10 protein-coding genes are annotated in these 17,324 nt (G+C 58.7%); 8 read left to right on the top strand and 2 right to left on the bottom strand.

Features of this window, described 5'->3' with window-relative positions; translation table 11 throughout:
- Positions 1-4,248: 4,248 nt before the first annotated feature.
- The gene (locus tag G536_RS0124200) at positions 4,249-4,818 is read right to left on the bottom strand and encodes an RNA polymerase sigma factor (protein ID WP_022826196.1); all 570 of its coding nucleotides are present in this window, start codon (positions 4,816-4,818) and stop codon (positions 4,249-4,251) included.
- A 260-nt stretch (positions 4,819-5,078) separates the two neighbouring features.
- On the opposite strand from G536_RS0124200, the gene G536_RS0124195 reads away from it, so the two are divergent.
- The 6 genes from G536_RS0124195 (at position 5,079) to G536_RS0124170 (ending at position 14,388) form a co-directional block, all read left to right on the top strand.
- Positions 5,079-6,230 (top strand): FecR family protein, encoded by a 1,152-nt coding sequence (locus G536_RS0124195; RefSeq protein WP_022826195.1) that lies wholly within the window; start codon positions 5,079-5,081, stop codon positions 6,228-6,230.
- Between the two features lie 82 nt (positions 6,231-6,312).
- On the top strand, positions 6,313-9,678 hold the full coding sequence (locus G536_RS0124190) for a SusC/RagA family TonB-linked outer membrane protein (protein ID WP_022826194.1): 3,366 nt from the start codon (positions 6,313-6,315) through the stop codon (positions 9,676-9,678).
- Between the two features lie 49 nt (positions 9,679-9,727).
- Positions 9,728-11,125 carry a RagB/SusD family nutrient uptake outer membrane protein gene (locus tag G536_RS0124185; protein WP_022826193.1) on the top strand — a complete coding sequence of 466 codons (1,398 nt, stop codon included), beginning with the start codon at positions 9,728-9,730 and terminating at the stop codon, positions 11,123-11,125.
- Between the two features lie 94 nt (positions 11,126-11,219).
- Positions 11,220-12,281, top strand: coding sequence for a cyanophycinase (locus G536_RS29680; RefSeq protein ID WP_084708857.1), 1,062 nt, complete (start codon positions 11,220-11,222; stop codon positions 12,279-12,281).
- 56 nt (positions 12,282-12,337) lie between these two features.
- Positions 12,338-13,417 carry an isoaspartyl peptidase/L-asparaginase family protein gene (locus G536_RS0124175; RefSeq protein WP_022826191.1) on the top strand — a complete coding sequence of 360 codons (1,080 nt, stop codon included), beginning with the start codon at positions 12,338-12,340 and terminating at the stop codon, positions 13,415-13,417.
- A gap of 137 nt (positions 13,418-13,554) precedes the next feature.
- Positions 13,555-14,388, top strand: coding sequence for a cyanophycinase (locus G536_RS0124170; RefSeq protein WP_022826190.1), 834 nt, complete (start codon positions 13,555-13,557; stop codon positions 14,386-14,388).
- Positions 14,389-15,106: 718 nt separating this feature from the next.
- Here the strand turns inward: G536_RS0124170 and G536_RS0124165 are convergent.
- A complete protein-coding gene (locus tag G536_RS0124165) occupies positions 15,107-15,775 on the bottom strand; it encodes a recombinase family protein (RefSeq protein WP_022826189.1) in 669 nt (222 codons plus the stop codon).
- A 529-nt stretch (positions 15,776-16,304) separates the two neighbouring features.
- On the opposite strand from G536_RS0124165, the gene G536_RS0124160 reads away from it, so the two are divergent.
- Both G536_RS0124160 and G536_RS0124155 read left to right on the top strand, forming a co-directional pair.
- Entirely contained in the window at positions 16,305-16,946 is a 642-nt protein-coding gene (locus G536_RS0124160; protein ID WP_022826188.1) for a nucleotide-binding protein, read from the top strand.
- A gap of 1 nt (position 16,947) precedes the next feature.
- Entirely contained in the window at positions 16,948-17,262 is a 315-nt protein-coding gene (locus tag G536_RS0124155) for a hypothetical protein (RefSeq protein ID WP_022826187.1), read from the top strand.
- The last annotated feature ends 62 nt before the right edge of the window (positions 17,263-17,324 follow it).

The raw sequence follows: 17,324 nt of genomic DNA, 5'->3' as shown, positions 1-17,324 counted from the left end.
GTTCTTTTTTTCACTTGGTGGCCGTCCGGCTTTTCGTTTGCTTGGCTCCATGAGGCTGTTTGTATTAATTGATTTAAAAAAGATTGTTTTTGTGTTGATTATTAGTTAGTTATAATAAAAAAGGGTCGATTATGCGTAACTTGCGTTTATTCTTGGGCTGAAATAAGGGCGTAAATAATTATAAAACTCTTCTTTTGCTACTGATAATCAATGCGGTAGCATTTATAAACCCCCGACAAACTCTGTTTGTCACTGATAATCAGGGCGGTAGCCCTGATGGAAGGCCCTCCTCTCGCTAACTATGGCTAGTACCGCGTGAATTGGAACCCTGCGTTGATTACAAGCTACAGCTAATCTAGTCTACTGCCTGCTACCTACACTGCCGCTATTACATCACCACAGCCTCACCACGCCACTCTGATTTCCTGCTGCACCATCGACTAGCCCGAACCGCTGCCCTTCTCTCAGGCCTCGTTTTCCGCAGCTCCCTTTCTTCGGCTACCTCCCCCCCATCGAGCACTATGCCTGCGAACTAGCCTTACCGCTTTTTCAATTAGCTCCGGAATCTACTACCTGGCCTATTCGCTGAACCTGCCTTCACCCGCTACTGACTATCACCGACAACCAACGCCACTACTAGACCTTACTCCAATTTTCCCACCAACTACCTGAGCAACCTTCGCCGCTGATTCACTTTTGTTACATACCACCCAGCTGCTGATTTTCGATTTCCTGCTGCTGGCCCTTCCACCAATTTTTACCCGTCACTGCTCTTTTCCTTTCGAGTGGTTTCGGGTCTTTTTTTCACTGGCCCTTCTACTCGCATCTGCTCTCCTAGCCACTAGTCTACTTCTCCGCTCTATCACTACTCACCCGCTTTTACCTCAACTTCACTTAATTCCTACTACCACATTTCACCCCGACCCCACCACGCTCCCCATTGCCCTACTCGCTCCTTTTATGCCGTCCCCTATTTTTCTGCTCTCCTGAAAATCCGACGCTGGCCCCTTTCCCTGCTTCCTACATTTTCAGCCAGCTCCTTCAAACTCCCCCGCCCTACTTTTCCTTACCGCCAGCCTAACGACCACGCTGCAAATCCGAGCTACCAACAAATTTCAACCGGCCTCACCCATCACCTAGCCGCCACCAGTTCGCCCGCTCCATTTCATTGCGATTGCTGTACCACCCCCGGCCAGACACACTCCCACCACGCCCTTGCCTCGGCCCTACCACCTCCAGCCCTACCACCTTTTACCAAGGCCTTTCCTTTTTCAACTACCGTCCAAAATCACCCCTTCTAAAAATTTGCGCTCCCCTGATTTTAACGCTCCCTCTTCATTCTCTACCTGGCCCAAAAGCAGCTCCACCCCTGCCGACCTTTTTCTGATTACTCCGGCTCTCTACACTTCCTCGTCTTTTCCCCCGTCGTTCTTTTTGCCCTCGACCACCTTTTCCAGCGCTACTCTTTTTTCCGGCGCACCTCCATTTTCGTCATGCTCTACTTTTCCAGTCCACCCGTTTTCCGCTCGCTCCTAAAATTTCCAGGGCCACTTTTTACGACTCCCCTGACTTAACCTTCACCTCTGCCCTGACGACTTTTTTGCCGCCTCCAATTTTTCAGCTACCTCCGCTTTTCTGCCGGCCTACCTTTTTTGACTCCCCGAATTTTCCGCGCGACCTGCTTCACCTCACCTCGTCCCCTCAACCACCTTCCACCAACTTCCCATTGCAACACGGCTCCCGATTTTTCCCACCGACTACGTGAGCCCCTTCCCCCTACCGTGTTGCTCTTATTCATTTCTAGCTTGCCTCTAACTTTTGCTTTTCTGACGCTGGCCTTTCTACCACCTACCCTCACGAATGCCTCACCTGCTTCTCAACCCTGCTGCCATTTTTCTCCCTGAACTAGCGCCACCCCACTCGCCCACTTTTCCACCCGCCCTACTTTTTGTGCTGACCTGAAATTCTGACGTTGGCCCTCTCCGCTACTTCCTCGATTTTACCGGCACTACAATTTCTTGTCACCCGCTCTAGCTGCTACCCCACGCCCTCTGTCCAAATCTGAGCTACCCCGAAATATCACCCGACCACTCAACACCCCCTGACTCCTGCCAGCTTCTCTCCGTTCGATTCGCTCAACCTCACCGACGCCACCCATACCAGTTGCCAACTTATCTCTCTTCTCATTGAGACTACCAAAACAGCCTATGCCCTCTTATACCTGCTTCAATTTTTTCACCTGACTCCCCAGAATCACCTGTCCTGAAATTTGCGCAACCCCGACTCCAACCTTATCAATACGCTCGCCCGCTCTCTCACAACTTGCCCTCTGTATTCACCAGCACCCACTGACGACTACCCCTACCATTACCCTCCCGCCCGACTATTACCTGTCCCTGCATTTCCAGCAGCCTCCCACTTACCAGCCACCCCTGTTTTCAAGCAGCTCTTGAAATTTCCCTTGCTTCTGTTTCCGACTGGGCCGCCAATTTCTCCCCGCTACATTTTCCTTCAGCCGTCACTTTTTGCCCCTCCCGATTTATCAGTTCCCTCTGCTTTTATGCCGGCCTCTGTTTTCTGACTGCTCGTTTTTTCGGCGCGCACTCCTTCAACCCTCCTCACCCCACCTGCTACCCCGCGCTAAATGTACCGGCCTTCTCTCGCCTCTCTACTCACTGCTAACTCCCACTCAGCCCAGCCACCCTGCCCCGACAAACCACCCATTTTCTACGGGCCCTCTGTTTTCTCCCAGCACCCGACCGTCAAATAACTAGGCAGTGGAGAAAAGAAGATCGTTCCCCTTTTGGCATCCTTCCCTACCCGCCGATTGCTGATTATGGGTTTGACAGTGCTTCTTACCTGGCCCCCTGAGTCGTGCTCCCTCCGCCCGCCACACTTTTCCGCCTGGCTCGTTTGGTTGCTGTTCTGCTTTTTCGCCGCTCCCTTTCCTATCGGCTCAGTTTTCCGCTCCGCTCTCTTTTCAGCGCTGTTCCTTTGTTGCTGCCGCTCCGCTGCTGACCTGCTTCCTGCTCCTCCCGCTCGACTGACTTCCCAGCTTCTCCCAAATAGCCGGCCTCCGAATCGGGCTACGTCCCCGCCGGACTCCCGACCTCTTCCAGCCCCCTTTTCTTTTTCCCCGCGGGCCACTTCTGTCAACATCCCAGTTGTTGCTTCGGCTCCTACTGGACGCGTTCCGTTTGAGGCAACCCCGGTTCTCTACTGGGGCGATTGCCCGCCGGAACGCGTTGCTCTTTCTCTGGTATGGTTGGTCCTTCCGCTACCACGTACTGGCCTCGCTCGCTCAGGCATCCTCTCCGCAAGGGCCTGTCGGTAGCCTCGTGGCCCCGACCAGCCGAGTATCCTTTTACCGGGCGATGGTCCGGTGTTTTTTCGGCTATATCGGCCGGGCGGTGCGGTGTTGCCAGGGTGCTGTCCGCCAGCCCCGGTTCTCGGAGCAGAACGATTGGTAAGGGACCGATGCGGAGTAGCCCCGTTGCTTGGTTACTTTTGCTTCGTACCCGTTTAGGCCCTGCTTCTTTCCTTATGCGTGCTTCTCCCGCTGGGGCTTCCCCGACAACGCAGGCGAAACAACAAGCCCTGCAAGACCATATCCTGGCGCTCGTCCAAAGACGCCGCCTAGCCGGGGTGGCGGTGACTATGGGGGTCGGCAAGACCCTCCTCGGCCTGCGTGATAGGGCGCGGGTACTAGCGGAAAGCCAACCGCTAGAGGCCACCGTCACGCCCTTTCTGGTGGCGGCCCCCACGACAGCCATCCTGGACTCCTGGCCGCAGGAAGTCCGCAAGTTTGGCCTCAGATTAAAAGTTTAGTACAGAAGTTAAGTGAGTGTCTTCCAACTGCGGTAGTTATAAGCTGAAATCCTGCATTCAACCGTTTTCAGGGATGTTTATTCGGTAAAACGCCTGTATTTCTGTACAGACAGCTTCAACATACAATACCGAGCACATAAGCCGATTTGATTCAGAATACTTGCGTAGCAATCAAAGTACAGTCAACTCTAATAGGGTGATAAGAAAACTGTACTTCAACTCTTTTAAATGGTCGACTAAACGCGCTACATGCAAGTTTTCTGTCTTGAAAACGCACTAGCAGTTCCTATTCTCGGGTAGAAAGTGGCAGCTGACAAGCTCACCAATTAACCTTTAGGCTAAACTTTTAACCAAGGCCAACCTATTTCAGGGCAAGACAGTAGCGCGAAACAGAATTCCGCAGTATAGCCCGGGCAATTTTTACCAGATATCCGTTATCAGTAGGAACACAAAAGATTTGAAGAGTACGCGCAGGTGGCGCAGGGCAGCCGTGAGTTGGTTTTCGACCGAACGGCGGGAAATGTGCAGTTGCTGGGAAATTTCGTCGTTGGAAAACTGCTGCACCCGGCTGAGTAGAAAAATCTGCTGGCAGCGCCGGGGCAACTGGCCCAGCGCGGCGGCTAGGCGCTTTTCTAGGTCGAGGTCGAGCAGGCGGGTTTCTCCCAGGTTGTAGTCGGCGCGGGAGCTGAGCGTTTCAGGCGAGTCGGCATAGCGCAGGGGGCGGGCCCGGGCAGCGCGCTGGTACCGGCCCACGTGGTAGCGCGTGGCGGCCGCTAGGTAGGCTGGAAAGTACTCAATCTGCAGGCGGTGGCGCTCGGTCCAGAGCCGCAGGAAAATGTCGTGCACGATTTCCTCGCACGCCTCGCGCGATGACAGCTGGACGTAGGCTACCGCAAACATCCGCTGCCAGTAACGCTGGTACAGCACCTCAAAGGCGCCGACATCGTCGCGCTGAATTGCTTCCCACAAACCAGTATCCGTAGCAGGCATCGCCCCCGCATTTATACAACTGACCCAAGACTGGTAAACCCTACTAATGCCAAGCAGGGGCGGGCCGTAGTCGGCTGCCCAAGCTGCCGCCTCCCGACTACTCCTCGGTAGCATCAGCAGTAAACTCAGGTAAGTATAGGAAAATAAGTACAGGTAAATGGAAATTATATTGACTGATTAGTAGCGGATTGCTAATTATTTTCTGGGCGGAATGTGTGTACGGGCCGGCTTAGGGCTCTTAGCTGGCAGAAGCCCATACCATGAGAGAAGAGGAATTTCAGACCCTGTATGAACGCTACTATGCGGGCACCTGCTCGGCCGAAGAGCGGGCCCGGTTTGAGGCGTACCTAGCCGCCGCCGAGTTAGCTGAGCGGTCCTGGCCGGCGGAGTCGCTGGGCACCCCTGACCCGGTGCGGGCTGCTATCTGGACGCGTCTAGGCCGGAGCATGCAACGCGCCGGGCCGGGCCGGCGGCGACGTGCCCTGGCTACGGCTAGTCTGGGGCTGGCGCTGCTCGGGGTGCTGGCCTGGTGGCTGCCCGAGCACGGCCAGCCCCGGCCGGCCCGACGCGTTGCGGCGCGGGCTGCTGCCCCCGCGCCTACGCCGCTAGAACCGGGCCGCAACCAGGCCCTGCTGACGCTGGCCGATGGCCGGACTGTGCGCCTAGCCGATGCCAGCCCCGGCCTGCTGGCCCGCCAAGGCAGCCGGCAGGTGCGCCAGACGGTCCCCGGCGCGCTGAACTACCAAGTTGGGGGCGCAACCCTGGCCGCCGACACCCTGCTGCGCAACACCGTGCGCACGCCCCGCGGCGGCCAGTACCAACTGCAGCTGCCCGACGGCAGCCGGGTGTGGCTGAATGCCGATTCCCGCCTGACATTTCCGGTGGCATTTGGGCACCGTAAACGTGTGGTGCAGCTTACAGGGGAGGCGTATTTCGAAGTAGCCAAAGAAACAGGCCGGCCCTTCCAAGTGGAGGCTGGTGCTGCCCACATAATGGTACTCGGCACCCACTTCAACGTGCAGGCCTACACCGACGAGCCCGCGCCCGTGACCACACTGCTGGAAGGGGTCGTACGCCTGCGCCACGGTGCATCCGAGGCGGTGCTGCATCCCGGTCAGCAGGGTTGGCCCCGGCCTAATGGCACCATTGCCGTGCGGGCCGTGGATGCCCGTAGCGCCGTGGCCTGGAAGGAGGGACGCTTCGTGTTCGATGACGAGCCCTTGGAAGGCATTATGCGGCAGGTGGCCCGCTGGTACGACGTGCCGGTGCGCTACGAAGGCCAGTTCGGCAACAAAAACTTTCACGGCTCCATCTCCCGCTACCACGACGCGGCCGACGTGCTGCACATGCTGGAGCTGACCGGCGCCGTGCACTTCACCACCGAGGGCCGGCGCATTACGGTGCGGCCCTAATCCACAGCTTGCGGGCCCGCGGGAACCTCTCTTTTCTGCTACCTGATTCTTTCTCCGTAACTCCTTAACCACACTCACCCTTATGAAGCAACACGTTACTTCCTTACTGACTGCCGTTGGCCAGCCGGGCCGCGCCCGGGCTACGGGCCTACTGGTACTGCTCAGCAGCTGGCAGGCGCAGGCCGACTCGTTTGCCCAGACCATTACGCTGGCCGAGCGCAACAAGCCCCTGACCGAAGTGCTGCGCAAGATTGAGCAGCAAAGCGGCTACGCCCTGCTCTACAACACCCAGATGATGCAGGCCGCCCGTCCGGTTACGCTGTCGGTACGCGGGGCCTCCCTAACCGAGGCCCTCGACCAGTGCTTTGCCAACCAGCCGCTCACCTACACGCTCGAGCAGGACGCTATTGTGGTTAAGCCGCGGCCTGCGGCCGTTACCGCCCCGCGGGCCGCGGTGGTGGCTACGCCGGTTGTGGGGCGCGTAACCGATGCGCAGGGCCAGGCCCTGCCGGGCGTGACGGTGCGGGTGCTGGGTACCACGGTGGGCACCACCACCGGCCCCGATGGCAGCTTCCAACTGGAGGTACCCGATGGAGCTACCGCGCTGGGCTTCTCGTTCGTGGGATATACCACCCAGGAAGTGGCGCTGGGTTCGCGCACCGACTTCACTGTGCGGCTGGCCGAAGCCTCGGCGCTGCTAGATGCCGTGACCGTGACGGGCTACACCAGCTACTCGCGCGACAATTCGGCCAGCGCGGCCACCACCGTCACGGCCGCTAAGATCGAGCAGGTGCCGCTGCCGGGCATCGACCAGATTCTGCAGGGGCGGGTGCCGGGCCTGAACGTGCTGTCGAACTCGGGCCAGCCGGGCAGCGCCACCACCAGCGTCACCATCCGGGGGCTGGGTACGCTCAACGGCAACACGTCCCCGCTCTACGTAATGGACGGTATCCCTATCGAAGCCAACTACTTCCAGACCTTGAACGCCAACGACATTGCCTCCGTGACGGTGCTCAAGGATGCCTCCGCCAAGGCGCTTTATGGCTCGCGGGGCTCCAACGGCGTCATCGTCATCACGACCAAGAAGGGCAAGTCTGGCCGGCTGGCGGTGGACTACACGGTACAGACAGGCTTTTCCACGCTCACTTCGCCCCGGTTCGTGATGATGGACACGCCGCAGCGGCTGCAGTTCGAGCAGGAAGTGGGCCAGGAAACCGGCCGCACCATCGGGCCCGGCTGGACATATTCTCCCCTGAACCCAACCTATGCCACCAAAACGCCCGCCCAGCGGCAGCGGGCTGACTTCGTGCTCGACAGTCTGGGTGGCATCAACACCGACTGGCGGGACCAGTTCTTCCAGCGGGCCAAGTTCACGGAGCACCAGGTGAGCTTGAGCGGCGGCACCGAGAACGTGCGCTTCTACAACTCGTTCAACTACTTCTCGCAGGATGGTATTGCCCGCCGCACGGGCATGGACCGCTACACAGTGCGCAGCAACGTCGATTTCAAGGGCACTAAGCTCAGCGGCAGCGTGAACCTGCTGCTCGGCCTGTCCAACTCCAGCTTCACGGAAGGGGAGGGCGGCACGGGCGTGGGCAGCAGCATGGCCTCGGTGTACTACGCCCTGCCCTACGAGTATCCCTACGCCGCCGACGGCACCTTGGTACTACCCAACACCGCGGGCTACTCCTACCTCGACCAGCGCGAGGGCACCATCGGCCTAGACCGGCTCCAGAACTCGTCCAACAAAACCCAGCAAGTCAAAACCACGCTGGGCGGCACGCTCAGCTACACCATTGCGCCAGGCCTGGAGGCCACCACCCGCGCCGGCCTCGACTTCCGCAACTCCCTCGACCAGATATGGATTAACCCCGACTCGTACTACGGCTCGCGCAGCAACTCCACCACGCTGGGCGGGCGCGGGCGCTTCGAGGAGGCCCTGCGCCAGAACTACAGCATCGTTTCTACCACGGGCCTGCGCTTCAACCGGGTGCTGAAGGAGCAGCACGACGTGGAGGTGGGCGCGTATTTCGAGTCGTTGCTGGATAGCTACCGGGGCTTCGGCTACGCGGGCTTCGGGCTGGATGGCCGCCTGCCCGAAACGCCGGCTGCCATCACCACCAGCGCCACCTACCTGCCCCAGCTGAGCGGCTCGCGCACTCAGAGCGCGCTGCACTCGTTTATCGGCACGGGCCGCTACACCTACAACGGCCGCTACACGCTTACCGCCAGTTACCGCATTGATGGCTCGTCGAAGGTACCGAGCAAAAACCGCTGGCACAGCTTCTACTCGGTGGGGGCCAACTGGAACCTCAAAGAGGAAGCCTTCCTGCGCGATGCCAGCCTGTTCTCCACCCTGCGCCTGCGGGCCAGCTACGGCCTCACGGCCAGCCCCTTCAGCGGCAACTTCCTCTACCGGGCTACCTACGATGTGGGCAGCAGCTATGGCGGGGCCACGGCCCTGCGGCCCACCAACCCCGGCAACCCCAACTTCGACTGGGAATACGTGGCTGAAACCAACGTGGGCCTCGACGTGGGCCTGCTGACGGATAGCCGCGTGCGGCTGGTGGTGGAAGGGTACAATCGGATAACGCGCAACATGTTCGTTGATCAGCCGCTGTCGGCTACGGCAGGCTTTGCGTCGTACTCGCTCAGCACCGGCCGGTTGCGCAACCGCGGCATCGAGGCGGACCTGCAACTTGACGTGCTCCAGAAGGGGGCCGTGCGCTGGACCGTAGGCTCGAATGTGGCCTACAACAAGAACGAGATTCTGGCGCTGGGCAACGGCCTCAACAACCTGCCCGACGGCGACACCCGCCTGCTAACCATTGGTCAGCCCATCGGATCGTACTACGCCCCGCGTTGGGCCGGCGTCGATTCGGAAAACGGCAACGCCCTCTACTACAACGCCGATGGCAGCACCACGAGCGTGTACAACGCCAACGCCCAGAGCACGACTGGGGTGGGCGTGCGCTTCCCCACTATCACTGGCGGCGTCTCGACCGATATAAGCTGGAAGGGCTTGTCGCTGAGCGCCCTGTTTGTCTACGTGTCCGATGTGAAGCGCTGGAACAACGAGGATTTCTACAACGAGAACCAGCGCTACATGACCAGTAACCAGAGCGTACGCATGCTCAATGACCGGTGGAAGCAGCCCGGCGACCAGGCCACCCTGCAGCGCATTGATGTGCCGCGCAACTTCACTTCCAAGGATATTCAGGATGCCTCGTTCGGGCGCCTGCGCAATGTGCAGCTGGCTTACGCGCTGCCGGCTCCGCTCGTGCAGCGCCTGGGCATAGTGCGCGGCGTGCGGCTGCAGCTGCAGGCCCAGAACCTGTTCACCTTCACTAGCTGGCGTGGGCTTGACCCCGAAAACAACAGCCAATACGGACGCTTCCAGTACCCCTCGGCCCGCACCTACACCGCCGGCCTGACGCTGAACCTGTAGTCTGATTAGACTATCTGATTCAGTTCTCCCATCTTCTAGCCTTCAACTCATGAAACTTTTCTCCTCTTCCCGCTTGCTGCACGGGGCCTTGGTGCTGGCGCTGCTGAGTGCGGCCCCGGCCTGCCGCAAGCTTGACCTCGAACCCTCCGATACCATCGACCCCGATAAGGCCTTCCGCAACGTGGCCGACCTGAACCTGGGCCTGCTGGGTGCCTACGCCGTGCTCGACAACTCGCTATTGGTCAGCGCCGTGACGGTGGCTGACGAGGTGACGCTGCCCACCGAAAATACGGTTTCCAACAACGACGCTTTCCGCTGGCAGTACAACGCCACCAGCTCGTCCGTTACCGGGGCCTGGAGCAGCCTCTACCAGGCCATCGACCGGGCCAACCGCGTGCTGGCCGCCCTCGAGGACATCAGCGCCCCCAACCAGAGCCTGAAAAACCAGTACCAGGGCGAACTGCTGGCGTTGCGTGCCTACGCTCACTTCGAGCTGCTGCGCGGCTACGCCGCCGACTACGAGCCCGCGGCGCTGGGTGTGCCCTACATGAAGGCGTCCGCCATCGGAAGCCCGGCCCGCGCCACCTTCGAGCAGAACATCCGCGATATCAAGGCCGACTTAGTCCAGGCCAAAAGCTTAATTCCAGCCTCCTTTGCTGATAACACCCGCATTCGGGCAGTGGCCGTGGCAGCTATGCAGGCGCGGGTGGCGCTCTACGAGAAAAACTGGGCCGAGGCCGTTACCTACTCCTCGGAGGTGATTACGGCCCTGCCGCTGGCCACCCGGACCCAGTTTCCAGGCATCTGGACCGACGCTAATGCCACCGAAGTGGCTTGGAAGCTGAAACGAGTGGTGGGTGATTCGCGGCTGGGTGACTCCTTTTTCCGGCAGTCGGGCGGCATCGTGCTCTACGCTCCCTCGCTCAAGCTGCTCAACGCCTTCGACAAGACCAACGACGTACGCTACACCTCCTACATCAAGTTCGACCCCACGCGCACCGGCACCAAGTCGCAATACTTGGTTAATAAGTACATCGGGGGCACCGCCTCGGCGCCGGGCTTGGTGGACGTAAAGCTGTTTCGCACCGGCGAGATGTACCTCATTCGGGCCGAGGCGCAGGCAGAAGGCAGCAACCTGACGGCCGCCGCCGCCGACCTCAATACCCTGCGCGCCGCCCGGATTGCCGGCTACACCGCCCAGACGTTTGTGGGCAAGGACGCGCTGATTGAGGCCATCTACGGCGAGCGGTTCAAGGAGCTGGCCTTCGAGGGACAGCGCTTCTTTGATCTGAAGCGCCGCAACCTGCCCGTGGAGCGCCTAGCCGCCGATGCCGCCAATGCCTCCGGGGCCGTGCTGCTGCCGCCCACGCAGGCCCAATATCACTTCCCGATTCCGTTCGTGGAGCTGCAGGTAAACCCCAACATGGTGCAGAACCCCGGGTATTAAGCTGTTTTTTTGATATGAGGGAGCAGGGTGTGGGGCAACCTCGCATCCTGCAACCTTCAACACCTTCTGTGCAGGCAGGGGCAATTTTTACAGGATGAGATTCAACCGACTATTTGCGGCTATGCTGCTGCCGGCGCTGCTGGCTGGCGGCTGCCGCAGCTCTATTCCGGTCCCGGTTTCGCCACCAGCCAAGCCGGCGGCCGGCCTTACAGAGCGGCCCGCCTCGCTGGGCCTAGTCGGCGACACGGCCGACGTGCGCCCGGCAGTGAGCGGCGGGGTGGTGCTGATGGGCGGCGGTACCGACGTGGACGCAGCGTTTCGCTGGATGATAGCGCGCAGCGGCGGCGGCGACGTGGTGGTGCTGCGGGCTTCGGGCACGGCCGCCTACAACCCCTATATTGGTGGTTTGGGCACGGTTAACTCGGTGGAAACGCTGCTTGTCAACTCCCGTGAACTGGCCAACAGCCCAGCTGTGGCCCGCACCATCCGCAATGCCGAAATGGTGTTCATTGCCGGCGGTGACCAGTCGAACTACATGAACTACTGGCGCGGTACGCTGGTGCAGGACGCTCTCAACTACCTGGCCCAAACCAAGCAGGCCCCGCTGGGCGGCACCAGTGCCGGCTGCGCCATTCTGGGCAGCGCCTATTTCAGCGGCGAAAACGGCAGCCCCACCGCCACCGAAGCTCTGACCAACCCCTACGCCCCGACGGTGACGCTCTACCACGACGATTTTCTGCGGGTGCCGGTGCTGCGGGGCGTGCTCACCGACCAGCACTACCTTACCCGTGACCGGCCCGGCCGGCACGTAGCCTTTCTGGCCCGCGCCTGGCAGGACTGGGGCCTGCTGGCCCAGGGCATTGCCGTGGACGAGAGAACAGCCGTCTGCGTGGCGCCCGATGGCACGGCTCAGGTGTTTGGCCGCAGCAAAGCCTACTTCCTGCGGCCGGCCGCTGCCCGGCCGCCCGAGCGGGTGGCGACCGGCCAGCCGCTGCAGTGGCTTCAGCAGCAACAAGCCCTAGCCGTGTATGAGGTAGCCGGCTCGGAAACGGGACAGGGCCGCGTATCGGTTACCGACCTAGGCTCCGCTCCCCAAGGGGGCACTTGGCAGTGGTGGTGGGTAGACAACGGTCAGCTTTATCAGGCCCGGCAGTAGCGGCGGCGGGCTAGTTCTTATCTCTCAATTTGACTTTTACTTCTCTTACTTTGCCCATGCGCTTTTCCTTTTTTCCAGCCGTCCTCGGCCTGAGCCTGCTGGCGGCCGGCTGCAATTCGCCTTCCAGCTCACCTGTTGCCGCTACCGAAACGCCCGCCACTCCGCCCGCCGACCAAACGAAGTACGTACTGGTAGTGCACGGCGGGGCCGGCACCATTCTCAAGTCGAAGATGACGCCCGAGAAGGAGGCCGCCTACCGCGCCGCCCTCACGAAGGCCCTGCAAACCGGCTACGACCAGCTACAGGCCGGCAAAACCAGCCTCGACGCCGTGGAGGCCGCCATTCATATTCTGGAAGATTCGCCCCTCTTCAACGCGGGCAAAGGCGCCGTATTCACCCACGCCGGCCGCAATGAGATGGACGCGGCCATTATGGATGGCAAAACCCTGCAGGCCGGGGCAGTGGCTGGCGTCACCGTCATCCGCAACCCCATCAGCGCGGCGCGCGCCGTGATGGACAAGTCGGAGCACGTAATGATGGTGGGGCCGGGAGCCGAGCAGTTCGCCCGCCAGGTAGGCCTGACGCTCGTTGATCCCAGCTACTTCTACACCGAAGAGCGGTGGAAAGGCTTGCAGGACGCCATCCGCGAGGATTCAACCAAGGCGCGGCTCGACCACGACGACCGGAAAGCGGCCCGGCTCGGCGGGGGGCAGCACGATTACAAGTTCGGCACCGTGGGCTGCGTGGCCCTCGACAAGGCCGGCAACCTGGCCGCCGGTACCAGCACTGGCGGCATGACCAACAAGAAATTCGGCCGCGTGGGCGACGCGCCGCTGATTGGGGCCGGCACCTACGCCAACAACGCCACGGCCGGCATTTCCTGCACCGGCTGGGGCGAGTTCTTTATTCGTAGCGTGGTGGCCCATGACATTTCGGCCCTTATGGAATATAAGGACCTGAGCGTGGACGAAGCCACCCGCACGGTGCTAGAAAAAGTTGCCAAGCTCGGCGGCGACGGCGGCCTCATTGCCCTCGACCGTCAGGGGCACGCCTCTCTGCCGTTCAACACGGCGGGCATGTACCGGGGCACCATCACCGGGGATGGTAAAATTGAGGTGAAGATTTATAAGGAGTAGCTAAGCGGGTTCTTCTGTCAGCTGATTTTTCACGCAGTGTCACGCGGTGGGTGGCGTAGCGTGTGGGGGTAGTCATTCGCTGCGAAACACTGCACTACCCACCGTGTGACACTGCGTGAAATAAACCCATTTCCTTTATGAAAAACCTGCGTTTTCTGCTGCTGTTGCTGCTACCGGCCCTCCCTCTACGGGCCCAGCAGGGCAAACTGTTTATCATTGGCGGCGGCACCCGTTCCCCCGCGCTAATTCAGGATATGGTGGCTACCGCCGCCCTCGGCCCGCGCGATTACGTGGTGGTGCTGCCCATGGCCAGCGCCGAGCCCGAGGCCTCCTTTGCCAGCATTGCCGGGCAGTTGCGCGCCGCCACGCCGCGACCAGTCTTCAATTTCAACCTGGCCCGGCCGGCCGCCACCCCGCGTCGCCAACGGCAGCAGCTGGACTCCCTGCGCCTTGCCCGTCTTATCTTCATCACTGGCGGCGACCAGGACCGGTTTATGCACGTGGTGGCCGGCACGCCTATCGAAGCAGCCATCCGGGCGGCCTACGCCGGCGGGGCCACGGTGGCTGGCACCAGCGCCGGGGCGGCCGTGATGAGCCGCCACATGATAACCGGCCGCGAGCTGCTGCCAGACACTGCCTACCACGAAACCTTCCGCAAGCTGGAGCCCGGCAATATCGAATTCAAGCCCGGCCTGGGCCTCATTGATTCGGTTATCGTCGATCAGCACTTCATCCGCCGTAGCCGTTACAACCGGCTTATTTCAGCCCTGGCCGCCTACCCCGGCTTCACCTGCGTGGGCATCGACGAGGGCACGGCTCTAGTGGTGGAGGGCCGTCGCGCCCGCATATCGGGCGTAAGCCAGGTGGTGCGGCTGGCTCGCCCGGTACAGTTGCGTACCACTGGCGGCTTGCTCCGCCTAAAGGATGCCGAGCTAAGTATATATGCCGCCGGCGACACATTTGAGTGGTAAGAATCAACCTAGCCTGCTGAGCCTTGAAAAGCTGCGGATCTGCTCATGGATGCGCGGCTTTTTTGCATGATGACAGGTTTCTAAGTGAGCAAACGTCTGGGCACCTGCTATACAATCTGTTAAGCGTCGAGTTGACTGTGGCCGGCAATCTTGCCAAAGGAGGGCGTTGTTAAACAAACAGGGGAAAACTTCCGACTCGCTCGCGTGCCTGCATGATCAACCCAAGTTGCGAACTATAAGCCGGCTTGATCGAGATAATGGACGAGAGGAAAAGGACGAGTTTGAGTACGAAGCTTGGGGCCGTATGTCTCGTCTGGTTACAGTTATACATCAGCCACTTGATATATAATTATAGCCGAGCAAGCTCTGCGCAGGAGCAAAAATGACCATGATGCCATTTCTGTTCGTCAAAAGGCTGTCCGTCTGGTCGAATCAGGTTTGCCTCAACAGGCTGTCCGCCAGCAATTCGGTGTGGACCATATGACGCTGCTGGCGTGGCTAAAGTGCTATGGATCCGCCGTTTATCCAATATTCATTGCATTTTATTGCTATTCACATGATTACCTTGCCAGTAACAGGTTGAATGTGGGGGCTTTTGAGCAGTAAGCTTCTTTCTGCTGTAAAAGCAGCAGTAGTAGATCACTTGGAAGAGAATGGAAACATTCGAGTTGCGTCAAGCAGATGCACACTTTCTAGTCGTGTCGGCTAAGCTATCTACTTATACCTGCGCCCGTTTGAGCAACCGCTGGATCGACATTTTCCAGAAGGTCTGGCCACGGCGGGTGCGGAAGCCAACCTCGTTGAGTTCGGTGGCAATCTGCTGCAAGGAGAGCCCCTGCTTGTGTAGGGAAATAGCTAACCGGCTGGCCTGTCGATTCTGGGGATGGATAGCCGCGTTGTGCTTGCGTACCTGTAGGCTCTTTGCAATAATTACTGGGGTCAGCTTGGCGTGGGTGCCCATTACCTCTCCCCTTGCCTTCTTGGCCGCTAAGGCGTCCTTGGTGCGCTTACTAATTGTCTCCCGTTCGTGCTGGGCGATGAGGGCGAAGATCCCCACGGTAAGGGTGTTCGCGTCGGGCATGTCGCAACACACGAAGTCCACCCCACTATCGCGCAGTGCTAAAATGAAGCCGGCATTGCGACTAAGCCGGTCGAGTTTGGCAATCAGGAGCGTGGCGTGGTGCTGGCGCGCAACCGCGATGGCGGCCAGCAACTGCGGGCGTTGGTTCTTCTTGCCGCTCTCCACTTCCACGAACTCCGCCAGCAACTGCCCCGGCTGGGGCGCGAAGGCGTGCACCGCTGCCCGCTGCGCCTCTAGGCCTAGACCGGACTGGCCTTGTCGTACGGTGGAGACGCGGTAGTAGGGAACATAGCGAACAGGGGACATGCAGCCAAGCGGGAATGGAAGCTGCAAGATACGAGCCGTAACGTTTAAGGAACGTACGCTGCTAATACGTAACAGGCTCTAATAAGCAAGCTTACGATCAATTCTTGCTTACTCTTGTGCTTGTGGTATAATAGTCTACCCTCTTGAACCGAGATATATCGAGCAGCGCTTACAACTTTGCTATCTGTTAGGCCCTTTGCTTAAGATTTTTACACCTGTTTTTGGGTGAATAAACAGGTTATATATTACACCTTAAATATCACTCATATTGAAAGCAATTATTGCCTCAATTATGTTTTATTTGCACCTTAAATAGCACCTCTTAATAAACCTAATACTTAACCTAAAACAACACCTTTAATATATTACTCAATATTAAAGTAGTGTACTAAATTTAGCACCTAATTCAACTTGCAAAACCAGGTTAGTATCAAGGTTAATTTTCACACCTTTGTTTACACCTTAATTGGATAGTTAGCTCAACCTACTTCAACACCTTTTTTTACACCTAAAGTAAACGTACAACATCATGACAATCACCGTAGGAGGCATTAAAGGTGGTACTGGTAAGTCTACTATCTCCACTAATCTGGCCGTTTGGCTTTCCCGCCAGGGGCATGATGTGCTGTTAGTAGATGCCGATGAACAGGAGAGTTCTTCCGACTTCACAGCGTGGCGGGGTGAAACGCGCAGCGGGGAGTTGGGCTACACGTTAGTACAGCTGACCGGAGCGCTCGTGCGCCGCCAAGTGGAACTTCTCAAACCTAAATACACGCACATTATTATTGATACCGGGGGCCGGGATACTTCCAGCCAACGAGCAGCCCTGTTTGTTTCTGATCGGTATTTGCTGCCGTTTGCGCCTCGCTCGTATGAAATCTGGACTCTCTCCAAAGTGTTGGCTTTGCTCTCCGAAGTGCAGGACGTGCGAGCCACTCCCTTGCAGACCTTTTCTTTCCTGAACAAAGCGGACACCCGGGGTGTGGACAATGCTGAAGCTATGGAGGTGCTCCGGGAAAACGAAGAACTGAATTTTGTGGATTTTCCTATCGTTAACCGCAAGGCCTTTGCTACTGCCGCAAGCAAAGGCTTATCGGTATTTGAGTATTCGCCTGTGGACGAGAAAGCGGTTGCGGAACTGGATGTTTTATTTCGCCACGTCACCAATTAATATGGCTATTTCCAAGCCCCCTGTTCGCAAGACTGCTGCCGTGCTGCCACCAACCCCAGCACCAGACGAAAAAAAGATCGAGGCCGTAATTAATCGGGGCAGTTCTTCGATTTCCACTGAGGCCCCGGAAATTAAACTCAAGAATTTCAACATCAAGCTACCGTCTACAACGTTGACTGCAATAGATGAGCTACGGGCGAAACGGCCCCGCAAACCAACTAGTCCCAAACTAGGTATCTCTACTCAGGATTGGTTATTGGAAGCCATCCAGGAGAAGATTGAGAGGGAACAAAAAAAATATCAAAGAGGCAACTAAAAGCACCGATAAACACGTGTCATTTTACACCTAAATTTAGGTGTAAAATGACACGTGTTTAT

Source organism: Hymenobacter norwichensis DSM 15439 (assembly GCF_000420705.1).
In the GTDB taxonomy this organism is placed as follows: Bacteria; Bacteroidota; Bacteroidia; order Cytophagales; family Hymenobacteraceae; genus Hymenobacter; species Hymenobacter norwichensis.
This window is presented reverse-complemented; position numbering and strand designations above follow the sequence as displayed.

What these genes read in the sequence shown, in the direction of transcription:
- G536_RS0124200 (WP_022826196.1), bottom strand. Translation starts at nt 4,818, where the DNA reads ATGCCTGCTACGGATACTGGTTTGTGGGAAGCAATTCAGCGCGACGAT.
- G536_RS0124195 (WP_022826195.1), top strand. Translation starts at nt 5,079, where the DNA reads ATGAGAGAAGAGGAATTTCAGACCCTGTATGAACGCTACTATGCGGGC.
- G536_RS0124190 (WP_022826194.1), top strand. Translation starts at nt 6,313, where the DNA reads ATGAAGCAACACGTTACTTCCTTACTGACTGCCGTTGGCCAGCCGGGC.
- G536_RS0124185 (WP_022826193.1), top strand. Translation starts at nt 9,728, where the DNA reads ATGAAACTTTTCTCCTCTTCCCGCTTGCTGCACGGGGCCTTGGTGCTG.
- G536_RS29680 (WP_084708857.1), top strand. Translation starts at nt 11,220, where the DNA reads ATGAGATTCAACCGACTATTTGCGGCTATGCTGCTGCCGGCGCTGCTG.
- G536_RS0124175 (WP_022826191.1), top strand. Translation starts at nt 12,338, where the DNA reads ATGCGCTTTTCCTTTTTTCCAGCCGTCCTCGGCCTGAGCCTGCTGGCG.
- G536_RS0124170 (WP_022826190.1), top strand. Translation starts at nt 13,555, where the DNA reads ATGAAAAACCTGCGTTTTCTGCTGCTGTTGCTGCTACCGGCCCTCCCT.
- G536_RS0124165 (WP_022826189.1), bottom strand. Translation starts at nt 15,775, where the DNA reads ATGTCCCCTGTTCGCTATGTTCCCTACTACCGCGTCTCCACCGTACGA.
- G536_RS0124160 (WP_022826188.1), top strand. Translation starts at nt 16,305, where the DNA reads ATGACAATCACCGTAGGAGGCATTAAAGGTGGTACTGGTAAGTCTACT.
- G536_RS0124155 (WP_022826187.1), top strand. Translation starts at nt 16,948, where the DNA reads ATGGCTATTTCCAAGCCCCCTGTTCGCAAGACTGCTGCCGTGCTGCCA.